Annotated in this window: 20 protein-coding genes; 2 read left to right on the forward strand and 18 right to left on the reverse strand. The window is 67.3% G+C overall.

Features of this window, described 5'->3' with window-relative positions; translation table 11 throughout:
* The first annotated feature begins 243 nt into the window (after nucleotides 1-243).
* Nucleotides 244-966, forward strand: a complete 723-nt coding sequence (locus tag FZO89_RS06520) for a helix-turn-helix domain-containing protein (protein WP_149102483.1) — start codon at nucleotides 244-246, stop codon at nucleotides 964-966.
* Between the two features lie 19 nt (nucleotides 967-985).
* Here the strand turns inward: FZO89_RS06520 and FZO89_RS06525 are convergent, their stop codons facing one another.
* From FZO89_RS06525 to FZO89_RS06610, 18 genes are all read right to left on the reverse strand, one after another.
* Entirely contained in the window at nucleotides 986-3223 is a 2238-nt protein-coding gene (locus FZO89_RS06525; RefSeq protein WP_187471061.1) for a patatin-like phospholipase family protein, read from the reverse strand.
* Nucleotides 3224-3555: 332 nt separating this feature from the next.
* Complete coding sequence (locus tag FZO89_RS06530) at nucleotides 3556-4308, reverse strand: carbonic anhydrase (RefSeq protein WP_149102485.1); 753 nt, start codon at nucleotides 4306-4308, stop codon at nucleotides 3556-3558.
* Nucleotides 4305-5132 carry a bestrophin-like domain gene (locus tag FZO89_RS06535; protein WP_149102486.1) on the reverse strand — a complete coding sequence of 276 codons (828 nt, stop codon included), beginning with the start codon at nucleotides 5130-5132 and terminating at the stop codon, nucleotides 4305-4307. Before FZO89_RS06535 ends, FZO89_RS06530 begins: the two co-directional genes overlap by 4 nt.
* Nucleotides 5129-5452, reverse strand: a complete 324-nt coding sequence (locus FZO89_RS06540; RefSeq protein WP_149102487.1) for a hypothetical protein — start codon at nucleotides 5450-5452, stop codon at nucleotides 5129-5131. The genes FZO89_RS06535 and FZO89_RS06540 overlap by 4 nt, the downstream gene beginning before the upstream one ends.
* Before the next feature lie 29 nt (nucleotides 5453-5481).
* On the reverse strand, nucleotides 5482-5919 hold the full coding sequence (locus FZO89_RS06545; protein ID WP_149102488.1) for a hypothetical protein: 438 nt from the start codon (nucleotides 5917-5919) through the stop codon (nucleotides 5482-5484).
* A gap of 40 nt (nucleotides 5920-5959) precedes the next feature.
* Nucleotides 5960-6709, reverse strand: a complete 750-nt coding sequence (locus tag FZO89_RS06550; protein ID WP_149102489.1) for a hypothetical protein — start codon at nucleotides 6707-6709, stop codon at nucleotides 5960-5962.
* A 47-nt stretch (nucleotides 6710-6756) separates the two neighbouring features.
* Nucleotides 6757-7962 carry a hypothetical protein gene (locus FZO89_RS06555; protein WP_149102490.1) on the reverse strand — a complete coding sequence of 402 codons (1206 nt, stop codon included), beginning with the start codon at nucleotides 7960-7962 and terminating at the stop codon, nucleotides 6757-6759.
* 280 nt (nucleotides 7963-8242) lie between these two features.
* On the reverse strand, nucleotides 8243-10555 hold the full coding sequence (locus FZO89_RS06560) for an arylsulfatase (protein ID WP_222928097.1): 2313 nt from the start codon (nucleotides 10553-10555) through the stop codon (nucleotides 8243-8245).
* Between the two features lie 48 nt (nucleotides 10556-10603).
* Nucleotides 10604-10987: a hypothetical protein gene (locus tag FZO89_RS06565; RefSeq protein WP_149102491.1), complete on the reverse strand. Its 384-nt coding sequence runs from the start codon at nucleotides 10985-10987 to the stop codon at nucleotides 10604-10606.
* 39 nt (nucleotides 10988-11026) lie between these two features.
* Nucleotides 11027-11515 carry a YidH family protein gene (locus FZO89_RS06570; protein ID WP_149102492.1) on the reverse strand — a complete coding sequence of 163 codons (489 nt, stop codon included), beginning with the start codon at nucleotides 11513-11515 and terminating at the stop codon, nucleotides 11027-11029.
* On the reverse strand, nucleotides 11493-11858 hold the full coding sequence (locus tag FZO89_RS06575; protein ID WP_149102493.1) for a DUF1622 domain-containing protein: 366 nt from the start codon (nucleotides 11856-11858) through the stop codon (nucleotides 11493-11495). The genes FZO89_RS06570 and FZO89_RS06575 overlap by 23 nt, the downstream gene beginning before the upstream one ends.
* Nucleotides 11859-11861: 3 nt before the next feature.
* Nucleotides 11862-12854, reverse strand: coding sequence for a formylglycine-generating enzyme family protein (locus FZO89_RS06580; RefSeq protein ID WP_149102494.1), 993 nt, complete (start codon nucleotides 12852-12854; stop codon nucleotides 11862-11864).
* A 49-nt stretch (nucleotides 12855-12903) separates the two neighbouring features.
* Nucleotides 12904-13407: a hypothetical protein gene (locus tag FZO89_RS06585; protein WP_149102495.1), complete on the reverse strand. Its 504-nt coding sequence runs from the start codon at nucleotides 13405-13407 to the stop codon at nucleotides 12904-12906.
* A 44-nt stretch (nucleotides 13408-13451) separates the two neighbouring features.
* On the reverse strand, nucleotides 13452-14015 hold the full coding sequence (locus FZO89_RS06590) for a DUF4136 domain-containing protein (RefSeq protein ID WP_149102496.1): 564 nt from the start codon (nucleotides 14013-14015) through the stop codon (nucleotides 13452-13454).
* A gap of 76 nt (nucleotides 14016-14091) precedes the next feature.
* Entirely contained in the window at nucleotides 14092-14694 is a 603-nt protein-coding gene (locus FZO89_RS06595; RefSeq protein ID WP_149102497.1) for a lipid-binding SYLF domain-containing protein, read from the reverse strand.
* Between the two features lie 78 nt (nucleotides 14695-14772).
* Nucleotides 14773-17016, reverse strand: a complete 2244-nt coding sequence (locus FZO89_RS06600) for a sensor histidine kinase (RefSeq protein ID WP_149102498.1) — start codon at nucleotides 17014-17016, stop codon at nucleotides 14773-14775.
* A 31-nt stretch (nucleotides 17017-17047) separates the two neighbouring features.
* Nucleotides 17048-17446: a response regulator transcription factor gene (locus FZO89_RS06605; protein WP_187471062.1), complete on the reverse strand. Its 399-nt coding sequence runs from the start codon at nucleotides 17444-17446 to the stop codon at nucleotides 17048-17050.
* A 179-nt stretch (nucleotides 17447-17625) separates the two neighbouring features.
* Nucleotides 17626-18228: a response regulator transcription factor gene (locus FZO89_RS06610; protein ID WP_222928098.1), complete on the reverse strand. Its 603-nt coding sequence runs from the start codon at nucleotides 18226-18228 to the stop codon at nucleotides 17626-17628.
* Between the two features lie 759 nt (nucleotides 18229-18987).
* On the opposite strand from FZO89_RS06610, the gene FZO89_RS06615 reads away from it, so the two are divergent.
* Nucleotides 18988-20151, forward strand: coding sequence for a zinc-dependent alcohol dehydrogenase (locus tag FZO89_RS06615; RefSeq protein WP_149102500.1), 1164 nt, complete (start codon nucleotides 18988-18990; stop codon nucleotides 20149-20151).
* Nucleotides 20152-20240 lie beyond the last annotated feature (89 nt).

Genomic DNA, 20240 nt, shown 5'->3' on the forward strand with positions numbered 1-20240 from the left:
TCTTGCGTGGTGGAGGCAGTGTGGACGCGCGCCGCCAGGCGACGGCGGCGGCCGGATCATCCTGATTCGGCGATAATGATCCCAATCAGAGAATTGTCAACCAGTGCCGGAAGTCCTCCGGACTCCTGTCTCCACCGCCGGCTCGACGCCCGCCCTTTCCACCGATCGCCTGCGAAGGCGATGATGATCCTCCTCAGGACACACCGGCCTGTCGCGGACGCACCCCCAGGAGATCCTCCAAGGATGACTGCGCAACACCCCACCATCGGCGGACTGCTGCGCTCGCTGCGCGCGCGCAAGGGCTGGACGCTCAAGCAGATGAGCGAGCATTCCGGCATCCCGCTCTCGACCCTGTCCAAGGTCGAGCACGACCGCCTGACCCTGACCTACGACAAGCTGCTGCAACTCAGCCAGCGGCTCAACCTGCGCATGTCCGAACTGTTCGCCGAGCAGGCCGAGGCGCCGGAGCAGCCGGTGACGGCGCGCCGCAGCATCGGCCGCATCGAGGACGCGATCCGGGTCAACACGCCGAACTACGACTACTACTACCTGTGCCCGGAGCTGCGCCGCAAGCGCATGATCCCGGTCCTCACCCGGGTGCGCGCCAAGACCATCGAGGAGTTCGGCGAACTGGTGCGTCACTCGGGCGAGGAATACATCCACGTGCTCGAGGGCCGCATGGAGGTGCATACCGAGTTCTACGACCCGATGGTGCTGGAAACCGGCGAGTCGGTGTACATCGACTCCAACATGGGCCACGCCTACATCGCCGCGGAAGGTTGCGACGAAGTGCTGCTGCTCGGCGTGTGCTCGAGCGCCGACGAGCAGCTGATGGAATCGCTGCTCACCCTGCACGGGGAGGAAGGCGCGGCGCGAGAGGCCGGAGTCAAGCGGCCGCGGCCTGCGCCCGCGAACGCCGTCGCCAGGGAACGGTCCCCACCCCGCAAGCGGACCGCAGCGAAGTAGGAAGGCCAACCACGTCGCGTCAGAATGGCCTGCCGATCTCGAGGAAGATCAGGCCCTCGCCGCCCTGGCGCCACCCGTAGCCGGCCGTCATCGGCCCCAGCCACGAGTCGAAGCCGGCGTACAGGCTGGCGTTGAGGATGCCATCGCCGACGCGCATGTCCTCGCGGCGTTCCCATGCATTGCCGTATTCGAGGGTGGCGCCGATCAGCGCCGAACGACTGAAGAACTCGGCCAGCTGGTAGCTGTATCCCACGTAGGCGAGCGCATAGTGCTGGCCGGTCAGTTCGTTGATCCGGAACCCCGCCAGACGGCTGCGCCCGCCCAGGCGGTAGCGCGCCTGGATCGGTGCCTGCCCCGAGGTCGTCGCGTGGTATCGCACACCGGACTGCAGCGTATGTCTGCCGAGGCTGCCAGCCATCAATGCGTCGAGATCGAGCTGGTCGAACGCGCTGTCGCTGCCCAGCCAGTCGCGCGAGACCGTGTAGCCCAGCGATGCGTAGTAGCCGGAGCGCGGGAAGAACAGGCTGTCCAGGCGGTCGATGTTGAGGAACGCGAACAGACTGCCCTGCTGGAAGTCGAAGGCGGCCAGGCCCGGGTCGCCGACCTCCACCTCGGCCCGGCCCTTCCGGAACTGCGTGCCGACCGCGGCAGCGCCGTGGTTGCCGAACTCGCGGGTCGCCTGCAACCGCAGGCCGAACATGCGCACGTCGTAGGTCGCGATGTTGTTCCCTGAGGCGTCGAACGCATGGATGTTCGGATTGTCGTAGGCGGCGCGCGCGTAGAGCAGGTTGCGGTTGGCGACATCCAGCGGGTGGAAGTACTCGCCGGCCAGGCCCGGCTCGCTGCCGATCGCCAGGGTGACTCGGCCCTCGGCGCCGTAGGCCGACAGCGGTGAGAACAGAATCGCCGCACGCAGCGTGCTCTCGAACGCACCCTCGAAGTCCGAGCTGTGTACCAGTCCCAGTTGCAGGTAGTTGGGACCCTGCGGCTTCGGCCGCGCGCGGACCAGCACGCCATTTCGGCCGTCCTCGCGCAGCATCTCGTAGCTGATGCTGGCGATCGTGCCCAGGCTGTAGGCGCGCAGCATCCTGTCCTCCACCGCATCGGGATCGAGTGGTTCGCCGACCGGGATGCGCAGCTGCGTCAGCAACAACTCGTCGGCGTAGTCCGTCCGGTTGTCGATACGCACGAACTCGACCACCGGCGCGGACGTCGCGGCGACGTCGCGCACGCGCGCAGGCTCGGATGCTGGCGTCGCCGTGCGCAGCGCCGCCAGCGCGTCGTGCGCCGCGGCGGCGGCTTCCTCGCCGATCCGCAACGCCTCCCGCGCCTTCTCGAAGTCAGCGGTGGCGACCGTTTCGCCCAGCCGCGGTGCCACGAGCACGTCGCGGCTGGTGAGGGTCGCCAACTGCCGCCGGGTATTGCCGGTCGTCATCATGCCGCTGATCTGGGAAACGACCGCGAGCACACTGGCGTTGCGATCCAGCGTCGAAAGCGGCGTGCCCACGTCGACTGCGATCACTACGTCGGCGCCCATGCCACGCACGACGTCCACCGGTACCTGGTTGGCCAGCCCGCCGTCCAGCAGCACGCGTCCATCGATCTCCACGGGCTGGAACACGCCTGGCAGCGACATGCTCGCGCGCATCGCCATGGACAGGCTGCCCCGGTCCAGGACCACCGCCTCGCCGGTGTTGAGGTCGGTGGCGACCGCGCGGAACGGAATCGGCAGCGCGTCGAAACGCTCGATCGCACTCACGCCGAGCGTTGCGCGTTCGAACATAGAGAGGATGCGTTCGCCCTGGAGCACCCCGGGAGACAGACGGAGGCCGTCGCGGCCAACCCCGACGCCCACCGTGGTCAGGGCGTCGCGGTCGTCCTGCTTGCGGCGATACGATCGTTCCGACCTTGGCAGCGTGTCGTCGAACAGGCGCTTCCAGTCGGTGGACACGACCAGTCGTTCCATCTCGTCGACCGGCATGCCCGATGCGTAAAGCCCGCCGACCAGCGCCCCCATGCTCGTGCCGGCGACGCAGTCGACGGTGATCCCCAACTGCTCGATCCTGCGCAACACGCTGACATGCGCGATGCCGCGCGCGCCTCCGCCACCGAGCGCCAGGCCGATGCGCGGACGCGTATCGTCGGGGCCGCGCACGCCGCAGGCGGAGATCGCAGGCGCGTCTGGTGCGGGTCCGGGCTGGGCCATGGCATTGGCGGCGGCCAACATGCAACCGACCAGCAGCATCGCCGGGCGCATCGACGACGCCGGGTCCGGCCAGTGCCGGCGTGCTCCAGGATGTCTGGCGAACAGGCGCCCCCCTGCTGCGCATCGCACGGGCGCCTCGTGCGACGGTCCGCTGGAAGTGCAGCTGCAACAGGGCTCCGGTGGCGTCCGGCCCGTCGTCGACTCCGGCATGCTTGCTGTCCGCGTGAACTTGCTGGGGCTCTCGCCCCTGCACCAGGGGACCCGTCCGCACCGGCTTCCCGGGCCGCCGCGCGCCTTCCGGCCAGCGCGTCCGTGCCCCAGGTCCGATCCGAACGGGAAAGATCAATGTCCGTCGTTGTCCTCGAGGGGCGCGACCAGCCGACTCATTCCAGCACCACTCTCGCCCCGACTGGCTGCAGCGGGCGGTTGTTGGGCTGGCCGATCGCCTCGCCCACCTTGCGCAACTGCTCGCCGGAAGCCCTGGCAGGCTGCTTGAGTACCAGCCAACGCACGCCTTCCGAACACGGTGGAGTGGTCAGGGAGCCCTCGTAGCGGTAGTAGTCGCGGTCGGCGGGCAGCAGATCGTCTGCCGAGGCCCCGGGCTCGAGTGGTGCCCTGCCGTCGACCGCCAGCGGGACCTGGGGCCAGACCCTGTCGAGCAGGGGATTGCCGGCGCCCTCCTCGAACATCAGCGCCACGACGGCCAGGTTGCCCTTGTCATCGACATGCACGAAGTGCGCTTCCATCGGGTACGACCTGCCTGCGATGGTGTTCTCGCTCGGCGAATGGAAGTGGAACTGCTTCAGTTCGAACACCGTGTCGTCCACGGTGATCGAGCTTCCGGTCCTGTGGTCGACCTGGACGGCGTGGCCGTTGTTGACGACCTGGTAGCCGCCACCCGGCCTGTAGTCGAACCTGATCGGGGCAAGCTCGGCCTGGATGAAGTTGGCCAGGTCGATCGGCGACTGGTTCCTGCCGCTGCTGCATGTGCCGAAGTCGGATTCGAACTCCGACCAGTGCTCCGGGCCCACTTCGCCCGCATAGCCCCAGTGGGGCGGGTGCGCCCCTTCCTGCGCCACGGCTGGCGGCACGGGGACGGCGACGAGCAGACTGACAACAAGCGATCGCATTTTCATGGCGGGTTCCTCGCTGTGACGGATGGATCGGCCGCCTGGACGGCGGCCGTTTGCAGCCTTCGCTGCAGGTCGGCCAGCGGCTGCTGGTCCACGGTGATGAGCCCCCCCTGTGGCCGGTTAAGGTCGACGATGAGGGTGACGAGCAGGGCGAAAGTGAGTGCGATCGGGACGATGCCAACCAGCCTGCGCTTGCCCGTCAACCCGACCTGCAGCCCCAGGGTGCCCATCGTGAGTGCGGCGATCGCCGCCAGGCCGAGCCAGATGCCGTGCGGGATCCGCGCACGCACGCCGTCCGCGAAGCGTCGCTCATGAATCGCGATCAGCTCGATCACCGATTCCACCATGCGGCCCGCGCCCTGGCCCGGGCTGTCGCGGGCCGACGACGACGCCTGCGCCCACAGCTGGGCGTGGATCTGCAGCGAACGTTCCAGCCCCGCCTGCAGATCGCCGCCGGGCCGTACCGCATCCAGGCGGACATCCACATACTCGCGCAGGAGACGTTTGATCTCGCGGCCGCGTTCGTCGCCGAGGAGGTCGGCGCGCAGGTGTGTCGCGCCTATGCGGGTCGCTTCGGTCAGTACATCCTGCTTTCGTGCCCCATGGTGCGTGGAGGCCATCGAGAACGTGAAGGCCAGCAGGAACGCGAGCATACCGAGCAATCCTCCAACGACAGGCCCGACCGACGTCTGGGCACCTTCGTCCTGGCGGATGCGCAGGTGGTGCCGACCGAACAGGATGCCGGTCTCGCATGCCGCAAGAATGAGCAGCACGATGCAGACGTACACACCCGCGATCGGCATCGCTTCGAGCAGATAGCGGGTCATCCCGTCCCCTGCACTACTTCCGGGGGAAACGGCAGGATGACGGTGAAGCGCGGACCCGAACCGGGCGAGGTGCCGGGCGCCGTCGCGTAGCCGCGCAGCCCGTCCCGGCAACCCGCCAGTCGCGTGCCGATGCCACGCTCGCGGTCATCGTCGGTGCCGGCACCATGGGCATCGCTGAATCGCATCGGCACGCCTGCAAGGCCGACGATGGGCATGGAAGGCGGCTCGGCGAGATCGTCCGCATCCTGCGCCCGCGCCGGCAGGGCCGCGCCCACCGGCAACACGCGCAGGCGGGAGATGGAACCGCAGGTCGGAGGCATGGATGGTTCCTCGCCAGATCGGATGCCGGCTAGCGGATGATGTAACCGCGGCCCTGCATGCAGGCGCCATAGGCGCGGTAGTAGGTGTCGAGCCCCTGCTGCTTCTGTGCCTGCGCCTGTTGCGCCTGTCCGGCCTGGTGCAGGCGTGCGCGGCGCCCACCTGCCAGCGCACCGAGCGCGGCGCCTTCGCCGGGCTTGTCGTCGACGATTTCGCCGACGATCGCGCCACGCGCGGCGCCGCGCAGCCGCTCCCCCTGCGGCTGTGGCGGCGGCGTTGCCGTCGCCGGGACCGCGGCGGGATCGATGCCGGTGTCCTGCCTGGCCCAGGCGAGGCATTGCGCGTCGTCCTCGGTCTTCTGCTCCGCGCTCTGGCCCTTGGCCGGATAGACGCTGGGCTTCTGCGCCCACGCCGGTGCCGACAGGGCGAATGCGAGAAGGATGATGGTGGCTGGTGTCGGTTGGCGCATTGCGATGCTCCTGTGCCGGGAACCCGGATCGAAACGAAGCTCAGAACCTGAAGCCGTAGCCGACGGTCAACCCGCTCAGGATCAACTCGGCGCGGGTATCGCGAGGCTCCAGCGCGATGTCCATGTGGCGGTAGCCGAACGCCCATTGGCCGTGCCTGGTGCGATAGAGCGCTGTCGCGGCAGCGTTCCAGGTGCCGTCGGTACCGCCGAACGAGCCATCGCCGCGCACGGTCAAGGCCCAGCGCTCGCCGAGTTGCCAGGTGTAGCGGGCGCCGATCATGAAATCCGAGTAGGACTTGCTCGCGTCGATCTTCGCTGTATTGAACGACGGGTTGACCGGATCCACTTCGATGGTCAGGTCGACATCGATGTAGCGCAGCCCCATGAACAGGTCGACGCCGTTGAAGCGGTCTTCGCCGGGGCTCCAGAGCAAGGCGGCCTCGAACAACCGCGCATCCAGGTCGCTCTCGGTGCGATAGCGCGGATGGTCCTTGTCGTCGCCCAGCCCGAGGTACACGATATCGCCGAACACACCGAAGGCGTCACCCTGCCCCTCGGCGTGGAGGAGGAACGCGCCTTCGATCTTGTCGATGATGTCGGAGAAGTCGGTGTCCGTCCCGGTTGGCGGCACCGCCGTGTTCACGTCGGCGCTGATGCCGGGCGCCCAGACGTACGGCGCGACGACCCAGTCCCAGCCCTCTCCCTCGGCGGCACCGGCCTCGGGCGAACAGCACGCAATCGCGGCGACGGAAGAAGCAGCGATGGGAAGGAACCGCTTGCAGAGGGTCATTGCGAATCTCCTGTTCTAACGGAAGGAAAGAACGTCGCTCGCGGGGTTCACAGCACCATCCCCACCACGCGCCGCAGCAGTTCGGCCAGCGGAATCTCGGTCAGCACCAGCGGCAGGAAGGGGGCCGCGGAGATGGCCACCAGTTGCAGCAGCACCCGCAGGTCGAACGGGACGGGACGCATCGCACGCACGACATCGTGGCTGCTGGCCAGGTCGGACAACGAGGACACATCCGCATTGCCGAGAAGCCGATCTCCCGCCGGCGCAGGGGCTCTGATCCACTTGCTTTCGAACTCGCGGCCGTGTGCGGCGGCCAGTGCTCCATATCTGCGCAGGCCTTCCCGTCTCGCGGCCACCAGGCGCGGTACGAAGAACAGCATCGGGACGAGCACCTGCGCAACCAGCAACACGACAAGCATTGCGATCTCGCCCCGGAACTCGGCGGCCGTGCGTGCCCCGATCAACACGCGGCTGGCAACGAGGCCGGAGACCACCGCTGCCTGCGCGAACAGCAGCGGCATGAAGCCGTACACGCCCTCGCCCAGGAACCCCAGGCCGCCCGAGCGATCCGGATGCACGGCCCGGACTTCCAGCGGAAGGCGCGACACCTGCCACAGGAACCGCCACCAGATCGCCAACCGGAACCACCAGCGCAGCAGCAGGAACTGGAAAACCGGGACGCTCACGTGGACCAGCCACCAGCCTGCCCGGGTCAGCTGGATGCGGCCACCGTCGACGCTCGCATACCACGTGTCGGCATACAGCGTCATGTGTCGCCACATCCACGGGGCGAGCACGAAGACGGAAGCGATCAGGGCGACCTCCACGGAAATCGAGTTGCGCCATCTCGTCGCCGATTCGACCGCCGCCTGAAGTCCTGGCGTCGAACGGTGTGGCACGACTCCCCGTTCGTCGAACTGGTGGACGATGTCGCGCGTCCACGAGTGCACGACCGGCTCGGCGAGGATCAGCAGCGGCATCGCGACGAGGAACCTCGCGTAGGCCTCGATGTCGTGCAGGAATGGAAGTCCGCTGCCGGCCAGTGCATTGCCTTCGAGCGTCGCCAACGCGAGCAGCGGCAACCAGGCCAGCGCCGGGATGAACAGCATCCGCCGATGCAGCAATTGCAGGGGAGGTCTGATGAGCCGCGTTCTGATGAACAGCTGGTACAGCGGACCGCCCAGCACCAGCGAGAAGTCCTCGTCGGCGCGCGAGGCGGGAGCGGGGTTCGTGACGACCCGGCGCCGGCTCATCTGCCCGTCCCACCGGCATATTCGCTGGTACAACGCACACCGTGGCGACATGCCGCACGCGGACGGGTACCAGCGATCCGCCCCGGCCTGGCCGGATCCGGAACAGAGGCAGCGGCGCGCTTGCGGACACCTTCATGCACTTCGACGGTGCCCGAGCCGAAGGCGCGCGCCCAGGTGCTCACGTCCGCCCTTTTCTCCCGACCGCGCCCGCGTGGGAGCGGCCGGGGAAACGCCCCGACCGCTCCCATGCAACTTCCGGACGTCGACCTGGCGGAACCGGCTAGACATATTTGACATGCACCTGCTCGATGCTGCCGTTGAACCTGAAGGGCGCCTTGTCGTAGTAGTCGAGCGACACCGGCGATCCGAGCGCGATGCCGATATCGAGACAATCGTTGGCGGTGAAAAGCAACGGCGCGCTGACCGGCACCGTGCCTTGCGCCCAGACGTCCCCGTTGACCTTGAGCGTCACCGTCAGCGGACCCGCCGGACGGGGCTCGGCGTAGGCCGTTTCCACTTCGATCCTCACCTTGCCGGTTGGCAACGTCTCCGTGGCGCGGATCTTGGTGCGCTGGATGATGAACAGGTTGTACTCGTAGCAGAGGATTCCGTCCTCGACGAAGCAGGTGAGGCCGCCGGAATTCGACCCGAGCTTGTAGAGCACGCCGTTGGCATCGGCAGGGATGTCGGCATCGATGGTGACGATGTTCGGCTTGTTGCCGAGCGCTGGCGCGCAGAACTCCGGCATGCGCGTCATGTGCCCGGAGAACGTCCACTCCTTGTAGGGAGGTGCGATGCGCATCTCCGGATGCAGCGCTACGACCCACAGCCCGCCGCCGACCGGCAGCACCTGGTTGCGCGTGGCCTCGACCAGGAAGATTTCCTTCAGCTGGGCGAGCTTTTCAGGATGCTCCTCCGCGAGATCGTTGGCCTGGGTCCAGTCCTCGGCGAGGTTGTAGAGCTCCCATGTATCGTGGTCCGGCGTCCACTCGTGGATGCCCGGCGGCAGGCCCGGCAGCCAAGGCGTGCGCGGGCCGAAGGCGGAAGCCATCCAGCCGTCGTGGTAGATCGAACGGCTGCCCATGATCTCGAAGTACTGCGTGCGCAACCTGCCCTCGGCCGCCGGATCATTGAACGAGTACGCGAAGCTCGTTCCATCGATCGGATCCTGGGGGATCCCGTTCACCACCCGTGGCGGCGTGATGCCGACGACCTCGTAGATGGTCGGGACCAGGTCATTGCAGTGATGGAACTGGGTGCGGGGCGCCGGGTCGGGCTTGATCTTCGCCGGCCAGCGCACGGCCATCGGGTTGCGCGTGCCGCCGAAGTGCGACGCCAGCAGCTTGGTGCCCTTGTACGGCGTGCTCCCCGCCCAGGCCCATGCTGCGTGGTACTGGTTGTCGGTCTTCGGCGATCCGAGCGCATCGAGCCCCCCGATCTCCTCCAGCGCGGCGATGTGCTGGTCCACCTCCGTGGGGATGCCGTTCTGCGCCAACAGCTCGCTGATGGTTCCGTTCTGGCCCTCCGCGGACGAGCCGTTGTCGCCCCAGATGTAGAACACCAGGGTGTTGTCGGCATAGCCGAGCCTGTCGATCTCGTCCAGCAGACGACCGATCTGCACATCCACGTGCTCGGCGTATCCGGCGGCCACTTCCATCAGTCGCCGCTGGAACGGTCGCTGGTGCTCGGGAATGCTGTCCCACGCGGCCATCGTGGGATGGCGCGGGGTCAACTGTGCGTTTTCCGGAATCCAGCCCTTCTCCTTCGCGCGCTTGAAAACGCGTTCGCGGTAGGCGTCCCAACCATCGTCGAACTTGCCCTTGTAGCGATCCGCCCATTCCTTCATGACATGGTGCGGCCCGTGGATCGCGCCGCTGGCCCAGTACATGTAGAACGGCTTGTCGGGCTGCATCGCCCGGTGCTTCTGCAACCAGTCGATCGCGTCGTCGGCGAGGTCCTCGCTGAGGTGGTAGCCTTCCTCGGGCGTCCTGGGCGGAAGCACCACGGTGGTGTTGCGCACGAGATTGGGCTCGTACTGCGAGGCCTCGCCCGCCAGGAATCCGTAGAAGTACTCGAAGCCCAAGCCCGTCGGCCAGCTGTCGAACGGGCCGGCGACAGTGGTTTCCTCGGCTGGTGTGTTGTGCCACTTGCCCCAGGCAGCGGTCGAATACCCGTAGTGCCGCAGGACCTCGGCTGCCAGCGCGCTGCTCCTGGGGATGTGGCCGGAGTAGCCGTCCCAGTCGTTGGCCAGTTCCGCTATCTGGCCGTTGCCGACCCTGTGGTGGTTGCGACCGGACAGCAGGGAGGCGCGCGTCGGCGAGCACATCGCCGTGGTGTGGAACCGGTTGTAGGCGATGCCCTCGTCGACGATGCGGTCGAGCGACCTGGTGGTGACTTCACCGCCGAAGGTCGACGGCAGTCCGGGTCCGGCGTCGTCGACCAGGATGATCAGGATGTTCGGCGCATCCTCCGGAAGGTGCCGCTCGGCGGGGGACGGTTTGTAGACGGACTCCTGCATGGTGCGGCCCGGGGTGCTGCCCGATGTCTTTCGCGGGAACGGCAGCGAATCCTGCGCGGCGAGTTTTGTCTTCATGGCGATCTCCGTGGGTTTCGGCGGCGGGTGCAAAGGTTTGCGAGCGGCTCACCGGTGGCGCGAGGTGGCGATGCGGGTGACCAGTCCGCGCACGACCAGGTACGGCACGATCGCCAGCAGGAACGCGACGACGATCGCCTCGCCCGGGTAGACGAAGCGCAGCACGACAACCTGGTAGATGACGTCGAGGACGATGGCCAGAACGAACACCTTGCCGACGCTCTTCCATCCGTCACGGATCATGTCCTTGCGGTGCGCGGGATCGGTGAGCAACGACCAGAAATACGGCGGCCTGCGGGTCCTGGCGTCGTTGAGTCCGGATGCCACTGCGAAAGCCACCGCCATGGCCGGCTGCAGCAGCAACCGGAATTTCATCGGGCCCGTGACCCGGTCGGTCAGGTGCTCGGCGAAGCGTAGCCAGACTTCTTCCATCCGATACCTCGCTCAGGATGAATACGCGTGCGAGCGCGGCTATTGCAGGAACAACCAGGCGGCTGTGAATCCGCCCGCCGCCAACAGCAGTACCGTCAGGGCGATCACCGCCCGGTGCAGCGGCCTGAAGCGCGCCTGCTCGATGTCCCGGTTGACATGCCAGTAGCGATAGACAGACCACGCAGTCAGGGCCAGCCCGATGACGACCATGCCCGCGCCCGCGTGCTCCGAGCTGCGAAGCATCGGCCCGGTCTGGTCGACCGCAAGCCTCCCCTTCTCCTGCAGGAACACGCTGAAGCGGTTGATGGTGATGCCGAAGCCGATCAGCGAGATCGCGGTACGCAGGTAGGCCAGGTGCGTGCGCTCGTTGGCCAGGTGCGAGCGCAGGTCGGCAAGTCCGGTGCGCTTGATCGACAGCTGGGTGCGGTGCGTCGACAACAGGGTCGACGTCGTGCCGCTGTCCTTGCCGGCGATCGACCGGGCGAGTTCCTCTGGCAGCCCGGGATCAGAGGGGGGCGGGTTGTTCATGGGTGTCCCTCGCCTGCTCGGCGGCATCGAGGTCGCGCTCGAGGAAGTAATTGAGGAAGGTGCGGATCAGGGCCGTCGCCGCGAGCTGGCCCAGTTCTTCCCAGGTGGGATCGATCACCGTGCGGACGATGTCGGCGGCGAGCATGAATTCCAGCGCCAGCACCAGCCAGCGCGCCAGGCCCAGCCAGGCAGCCCGGCGCAGGCCATGCGTCACCTTCCGACGCAGAAGCGGCAGCGCCAGGCGTAAAAACGCCTCCACGCCGCCAATCAGGATGACCAGGATGGAGACCGCCTCCAGCGAGAGCGCGACCTGCATGGCGATGCCCTGGAAAAGGTCTTCCATTCGCTATGCTCCGGACCGGCGACCGCGGACCACGCAGCGGAACCCAAGGTGCGACGTGGACGTGTCCACCGGCTGTGACATGCGGGCGGAGGGGCGATAGCGCCGGCAATAGTTCGGCGCACACAGGTGCGAGCCGCCCTTCATCACCTTGCGCGGGATAAGGAGATGGGGCTGAGCGGGGTCGAAGCTGGCATCGCGCGCGGCCCCGCGCGGGTTGCCGGGTATGCAGCAGGCCTTCGTCGCCGGCTCGGCCTGGCGCGTGCCGTACCAGTCCTGGGTCCACTCCCAGACATTGCCGATCATGTCGACCAGGCCGAAGGCGTTCGCCGGATACGTACCGACGGGCGACGTGCCGACGTGTCCGTCCTCGGCAAGGTTCTGCCACGGGAACTCGCCCTGCCACGTATTGGCCTGATGCCGCCCACCCGGCACGAGCTCGTCTCCCCAGGCGTACTCGCCGTCGCGGTTGCCCCCGCGCGCAGCCCATTCCCACTCGGCCTCGGTCGGCAACTGTTTACCCGCCCATCGGGCGTAGGCTTCGACATCGGCGTAAGCAACGTGCACGACAGGATGGTCCTCGAGTCCGTCGATGGAACTGGCCGGGCCCTGCGGGTGCCGCCAGTCGGCGCCCGCCATCAGCGTCCACCACTGGTGGATGTCGCGCAGGTCGACCGCCCGCGCCGGTGGCGCGAATACAACCGAAGCCGCTACCAGCAGCGCCGGGGCGGCGTCGGGATAGTCGTTCGCGCTGGGTGCGCTCTCGCAGAAGGTGACGTACTTCGTTTCGTCCACGAAGCGCGCGAACTGTGCGTTGGTCACCGGCGTGGCGTCGATCCAGAAGCCGTCCACCTTCACGGCATGAGCAGGCGCTTCCTCGGGATAATGGCCGTCGGAGCCCATGCGGAACGTCGCGCCGGGGATCCACGCCATCCCTGGAAACGGGGCCGTACCCGGCGCTGTCGTGTCGGTGGCAGGAGCTTCACTGACGGCGCTCATGCTGGTTCCTGATGCTGTGGGCGGGTGTGAGCCGTCACGCGCCGTGGCGCTAGCGGATGAAGGGGACCTGCGCCGCCTGTTCGAACCGCACGATGGCGCGCAGCTTGCTCTCCACCTGCAGGTACTGCACCGCCTTGGCCACCGGCACCGCCCTCCTGAGCTTGTGGAAGGTATGCTCCATCTGCCTGGCTTCGTCCCTCTCGAGATCCAGTGCTTCCTCGGCGATCGCGGTGGCGGTCGCGTCATCCAGCGCATCGGCGTTGTAGGCGCGGGCGTACTTCATGATGTTGTCGAGCCGGCGCTGGTTGAATGCCAGCAACGCTTCCTGGTGCGCGTCGTAGATCGGCCAGAACCTGGCGTCTTCCTGCAAGGTCAGACCCAGTTGTTCCTCGATGAATGCGCGTTTGTCTGCGCCGATCTCCGCTTCCAGTGCATGCATTTCCGCGACACTCGCCGCTTCGTCCGGGCTGTAACCCGGATCCCTGGCTTCCTTCGACCAGGCGGGAGCTGCGAGGAGCGTTGCGACGATGGCCAGGCGTGCGAGTGCGGACATGGATGACTCCTGAGATGAATGGACGGGTGCCGGGCAGGTTCTGCTCAGCCTCCGGCCCGGAACGGATACTTGGCGAACACCTCGGTCACCGCCGAGCGGAGCGCCGCCTGGCGATCTTGCGAGGTCTTGTTGCCGACGCGGCCCACGGCGACGCCCTCCCACACCAGCTGTTTGCGCCGTGCATCGACGATGTCGATGTTGAGCGTGCCTTCCACGTACTGGTCGACGCGGGTTTCGTACGCGTAGCCTCCCCACCCACCGTAGATGCCGCGCCGGTAGCCGTAGTACGGCAGCGCCGCCGGTGTCTGGCTGACGTCGGTCCGTCGCGCGAGACGCCCGTTGAAATTGACCAGCAGGTCGGCACCGGCCTCGGCATAGGTATAGCCGCGCGATTCCATTTGCTGACGCACGGCGTCCTTCAGCGTTTGCGTAACCAGTGATTCGTAACCGGCCTGGTCGGTCCCCAGCCGCTCGGGGAACCCGAAACTGCGGTACGAGGTGAAATCTGCGCTCCGATCGTAGTCGGCCGTGATCCTGGGCCCGCTGGCGCACGCCGCGGCCAAGAACAGCAAGCAAGCCGTCGGCAAGCCGAATTTCGATACTTTCATGGCCTCCTCCGCAACCCACGCATCGATACGCCCGTCTTCATCGACCTTTCCGCGCCGTGCAACATGGATATCCGACTCAGTCCAGCGCCTTGTTCCGGTAGTACCTGGTGCCTTTGACGGTGAGCTCTGCGGCGACACCGTCGTCCGTCAGCTGGTAGATCCAGACACCGGGCGCGACCGAAACCGCCCCGGTCACGTCGGCGCCGGCTCCGCCCGCTCTTGCGGACAGCGCGGCCTGGCCTCCAAACTGGTAGCCACTGTCGACGAAGCTGTCAAAGGCGTCTTTCGTCTGGAACACCCAGACCAGGCGGAACTTCTTGACGCCGAAACCCAGGCCCGCCTGGAGTTCTGCCATGCGCATGAACACTTCGCGCCGCGTGGCGTGTTCGACCGCGAGGCCCTCGCCAGTACCGCCGCCCGCGACCAGGATCTTCATTCCGAAGTTGCTGAAGACCGCGTATCCGGTCGCACCTTCCACTACGCTGCGCGCCTGCGGTCGGCGGGCATAGAGATCCCGCAAGGCGGCGTTCGCCATGTCGCGCACTTCGTCGCGCGCTTCTTCCCGCCCGGCCGACCCGTCTCCGGCCGGCGCTTGACCGCGGATGTTGCCGGCGCACCCGCCAAGCAGGATCAACCAGAACGCGACAAGTGCCGCATCGCGGAACTGCAGTCGATTCATCGTTCGCACCCCTGGTCTCCGGATCGCGGAGGCGGCGCATGCGCAACCTTCGTCAACAGGCTATTCGGGGCACGCCTTTCAGGTAATTGGACCTTGATCCCATATCGCCTGCTCGCCATCCACCGGCAGGCAGAAGCTGAGCGTTGCGCCGCGCCCGTCATTGTTGGTCGCCCACAATTCACCGCGGTGCGCGGTGATGATGGTGCGGCACACCGCGAGGCCCAACCCGAGCCCGTCGCGCTTGGTGGAAACGAACGGAGCGAAAATACGCTCCAGATCCTGCTCCGGAATGCCATGTCCGGCGTCGCAGACCGACACCAGAACCTGATGCTGCGAGGATCGGCCGGTCCGCAGGGTGATCTCACGGGGGACGACACCGGCCATTGCGTCGCTGGCATTGACGATCAGGTTGAGTAGTACCTGCTGCAGCTGCACCACGTCGCCGCAGACCGTGGGCAGGTCGTCTTCCAGTTCCAGCACCGTCTCGATGTTGCGGTTGAGAAGATCGCTGCGGACGATCTTGAGCACGCCCCGGACCACGTCGTTGACGTCGGTCCGCCTGAACTCGGCGCGATCCTTGCGCAGCAGCGCGCGCAGCCTGCGGATGACCTCACCGGCGCGCTTGTCGCTTTCCACGATACCCGCGAGGCTGTCGCGCACCTCCTCGAGGTCCGGTGGATCGCGCGACAGGAAGCGCAACGCGGCCTGGGCATTCGAAAGGATCGCCGTCAGCGGCTGGTTCAACTCGTGCGCCAGCGAGCCCGAGAGCTCGGCGAGGAGCGCCACGCGCGAGAGGTGCGCCAGTTCGTCGCGCTGGACCGCCAGTTCGTGTTCGAAGCGCCGCATCTCGCTCAGGTCGGTGATCGCCGCCAGGGTAAACAGGATCGACTCCATCGGGACCGGGTTGAGCACCATCTGGATCGGGAACCCGGAGCCGTCCTTGCGCCGGCCGGACAGCTCGTGACCGCTGCCCATCGCCGTGTCCACGGACCCAAGGCCTGGGGACTGCCCCGGCTGCAGCCCGCGCTCGACGGTTGATGAATCCGGGAGGATCTGCCGCATGCGCATGCCCACCAGTTCCAGCGACGTGAATCCGAACAAGACCTCGGCCCGGCTGTTCGCCAGCACGATGGTACCGTCGGGGTCGAACATGAGCATCGCCGTGGGCGCGGTCTGCACGACCACGCGGAAGCGGTCCTCCGCCTCCTTGCGCGGCGTGATGTCGACGATGGCGCCGTCCACGCGCAGCAGCGAACCGTCGGCGCCGAACTCGACCTGCCCGCGCGCCGAGATCCAGCGTGGCTTGCCGTGGGAGTGGGCGATCCGGAACTCGCCTCCGAAGGCACCGCCACGGTCGCGCGCATCCTCCAGCACCGCGTCGAACTGCTTGCGATCCGCCGACAGGATCCGGGCCCGGAAGCCGGTCATGTCCATGGCCTCGCCCGACCGGTAGCCAAGAATCGGTGCACAGGCATCGGAGAACCATGCCTCGCCGGCAAGGACGTTCCAGTTCCACAGGCCGACACCGGCTGCCCGGACCGCCATGTCGACCTGTCGCTGGGTGTCGGCCAGACGGACCTGCGCGGCGGACAGGCCGCGGGCGAGTTGCCCTGCCCGCAGCAGGTCGGTGCCCAGCTCGTGGCCCATGAAAACCAGGACGACCAGAAAGGCCGGGCTGAACATCAACGGGCCCTGCAGCTTGCCGTTGATCACCGCCCAGTTCCATCCGCCAGCGAACAGGATGAAGAAGATGATCGCGGCGCAGACCAGCAAACCGCGGCGCCTGCCCGGCGCAGGACCCGTGCTGCGGATGTCCCGCATTGCGCTGGCGACGAACGCCATCAGCAGCAACACGTTCACGGTGCCCAGGTGCATCCAGGGGTTGACCACGACGTCGCCCGGTATCGAAACCCCTTGCCCGCCCTCAAGCACGAAGCGGGACAGTCTGCCGACCTCATTGAAGTTCAGGCTGCTGCCGGTGGTGAAGTTGGCAACCAGACAGGCAAGGCGCGTACCCGCTGCCGCTGCCGCGAGCCAGAGGCTGCCCGCGCGGAACTGGAGCAGTACGAAAGCGATGATGCCGAGCACGATCGCGGCGATCGACACATGCGACCAGCGCAGGATGTCCTCGTAGCGCGCGGGATCCTGGGCACGCATCAGTGCGAGCTCGAATCCCGACAACGCCGCCACGCTGGCCGCGGTCAGCGCAAACGCGAGGTTGGCATGCTGGTCCTTCTGCTTGAACCAGATCACCAGGTGAATCGCCGCCAGGGTGGCGCATGCCGCGCCGAACATCGGCCACGCCCAGTCGATCCAGTTCATGTCGGGAACGAACCCGAAGCGCCGGAGCCGCTTATTCCGGAGCGGGCGGCGAGGTGACCCAGCTGATCGCGTCGAGCAGCGCCTGGTCGTCGACAGGCTTGCGCAGGAACATCCGCGCACCGAGGCTTCGCGCCCACCGCCGCGTGTCCTCGTCGTCGCGCGCGGACACCGTGATCACCGGCAAGCTGATACAGCGCCGCCTGAGTTCCGCCTGCACCTGTAGCCCCGTCATCCGCGGCATGGTGATATCCAGGAGAATACAGGCACCCGGCAGGTTGGCGACGTCGGCAAGAAAATCCACGGTGCAGCCGTATGGCCGCGGCTGGAGCCCGGCGGACTGGAGCAGCTTCGACAGGCCGCTCCGCACCGCGTCGTCGTCGTCCACGATATAGACGATTGCGGCACGCGGGGGCACATTCTTGTTGGCCACCGTTGACGGTTCCTGGTCGATTGGTCGGACCCGGCCCGCGGCGGGCGCGCAGCGTGGCCGCCGATCCGAGACACTCGTGCTGCCGTTGCGTCGGACCATAGCCCGGCGCGGCCCGCACGAGAATGGGACCTTGATCCCATGACATCGCGACCCGCCTGCGGCGCACGCTGCGCCGGCGCTCAGTGCCGCGCGGACGCGGCAAGCTCGTCGCACAGGTGCACGAGTTGCGCGACCGAACGCACTTCCATCTTGGCCATCACGCGGCCACGGTGGACCTTCACCGTCTTCTCGGCGATGCCGAGGTCGCTGGCGATCTGCTTGTTCAACCGGCCCGCGACGACATGGTCCATCACCTCCCGTTCCCGCGGAGACAGTCTGGCCAAGCGCCCGCGAATCCCGTCGAGGCGGGCAGCGGACGTCAGGCGGTCGGCATCCCGGGTGATGGCGAGTTCCACCACACGCAGCAGTTCGACTTCGTCGAACGGCTTCTCCAGCAGATCAAGTGCCCCGGCCTTCATCGCGCGCACACCCGTCGACAACGTGCAGTTGCCGGTCAGGTAGACCACCGGGTAGGCGATTCCCCGCTCGAGGATGCGCTCATGGAGTTCGGGACCGGACATGCCGGGCAGGTTGACGTCCAGCAGGACGCAGCCCCGTCCTCCACGCGGCGGGCCGTCAAGGAACTCGCCAGCCGACGCATAGGCCTTGACCTGCCAGCCGGACGCGCGCAGCAGCCGGTCGAGCGCAACGCGGACGTCGGGATCGTCGTCGACCACGAACACCGTCGCCGCTCCAGGATCTGCAGTCATCATCAGGCACCCCTCCCCGAGGCCCGTTCCCCTGCCCGCGGGAGTAGGCACCGAAACGAGCGCTCTTGCAAGCCGGGTCGGCGAGCCCGCCCTGGCCGCAATGCCAAGCGACCGCCATGCCGACATCGGACGTCTGGTGGTCGCTTCCGCGCAATATGCGTGCCAGATGGTTGCAGATCGTGCGCGTTGCCTGCGCCTGCAACGAGCGTTCGAGCGCCGAAACCCTGTTGATCGTCGGCGGCAAGGATCACCAGACCGGCCGGAGCGACGCCCGGAGGCGCACGCGCGTCGGCTGGCGTGGACGCACGAGCGCTGGTTGCAACTGCCCCGCCGCAAGTTCCTGCCCGCGGCGACGACCGTGAGCGATCAAGGGGCATACCCGCAAGACGGCGGCGCGGTCCCGCGCCACGGAGTGCGCGTCGCGGGGGAACCGCATGGACACGGCAGCATGCACTCGATTTCGTCAATCTGCCGAACTGACCGGTCATGGACTTCGCGGTTCGCTTGAGCGCAAGTCTCGGGCTGCACGACTGTTCTCCGTTCGCCCTGGGGCGCAGCGGCGAGACCACTCCGAACAGCCATGCGTTCAGGGATGGCAGGTCGGCCGCGACCCCGATATATACGCGGCCGGCGCGGACCGGCGCGCTGCCATTCATTCCCATGAACCGGGCTCACGGCGCCGTGATCGGCGCTGCGTCAGTCTCTGACACCCCCGCCTGCAGCGAGCGTGCCATGAAGGCATTGACCTACCAGGGATCGAAGGACGTCCGCGTCGAAACGGTGCCCGATCCCATCCTCGTCGAGTCGGACGACATCATCCTGCGCGTCACCGCCACCGCGATCTGCGGCTCGGACCTGCACATCTACCGCGGCAAGATCCCCGGCATGGAGGATGGCGACATCCTCGGCCACGAGTTCATGGGCATCGTCGAGGAGGCGGGCCGGGACGTGAGCAAGGTCAAGGTGGGCGATCGGGTGGTGATCCCGTTCGTGATCGCCTGCGGGCGCTGCTTCCATTGCCTGCTCGACGAGTACGCCGCCTGCGAGTCCACCAACACCGGCCCGGGCGCGTCGCTCAACAAGAAGTCGATCAGGCCGCCGGCAGCGCTGTTCGGCTACAGCGCGCTGTACGGCGGCGTGCCCGGCGGGCAGGCGGAACTGGTGCGGGTGCCGAAGGCGAACGTCGGGCCGTTGCCGGTGCCCGATGCCCTGGGCGACGAGCAGGTGCTGTTCCTCTCGGACATCCTGCCGACGGGCTACCAGGCCGCGGTCAACGCCGGCGTCGAGCCGGGTTCGAGCGTCGCGATCTTCGGCGCCGGGCCGGTCGGCTACATGTCGGCGGCGTGCGCGCGCATGCTCGGCGCGGAAACCATCTTCATGGTCGACCACAACCCCTACCGCCTGGAATTCGCGCGCGAGGCCTACGGCGTGATCCCGATCAACTTCGACGAGGACGACGATCCGGCCGACACCATCCTCCAGGCGACCGCGGGCCGTGGCGTCGATGCCACGATCGAGGCGGTCGGCTTCGAAGCCAAGGGCAGCGCCACCGAGACCGTGCTCACCACGCTGAAACTGGAAGGCTCCAGCGGCAAGGCGCTGCGCCAGTGCATCGCCGCCACCCGCCGCGGCGGCACGGTCAGCGTACCCGGCGTGTACACCGGCTTCATCCACGGCTTCCTGTTCGGCGATGCGTTCGACAAGGGGCTGACCTTCAAGATGGGGCAAACCCACGTGCAGGGGCTGATGCCGGAGCTGCTCGAGGCGATCGGCGAAGGCAGGCTCGCGCCGGAGATCATCATCTCCCACCGCATGTCGCTCGCCGACGCGGCGAAGGGCTACCAGGTCTTCAACGATCGCGAGGACGAATGCCGCAAGGTCGTGCTGACGCCGTGAGCGCGGGGCGCGGATCGCCACGCGCGATCGCGCGTGCGCGTCGACGCCGGATCGCGATGCCGGGCCCGCATGCGGGAGCCGGTTTCGCG

The sequence above is a fragment of the Luteimonas viscosa genome (genome assembly GCF_008244685.1).
Classification (GTDB): Bacteria; Pseudomonadota; Gammaproteobacteria; order Xanthomonadales; family Xanthomonadaceae; genus Luteimonas; species Luteimonas viscosa.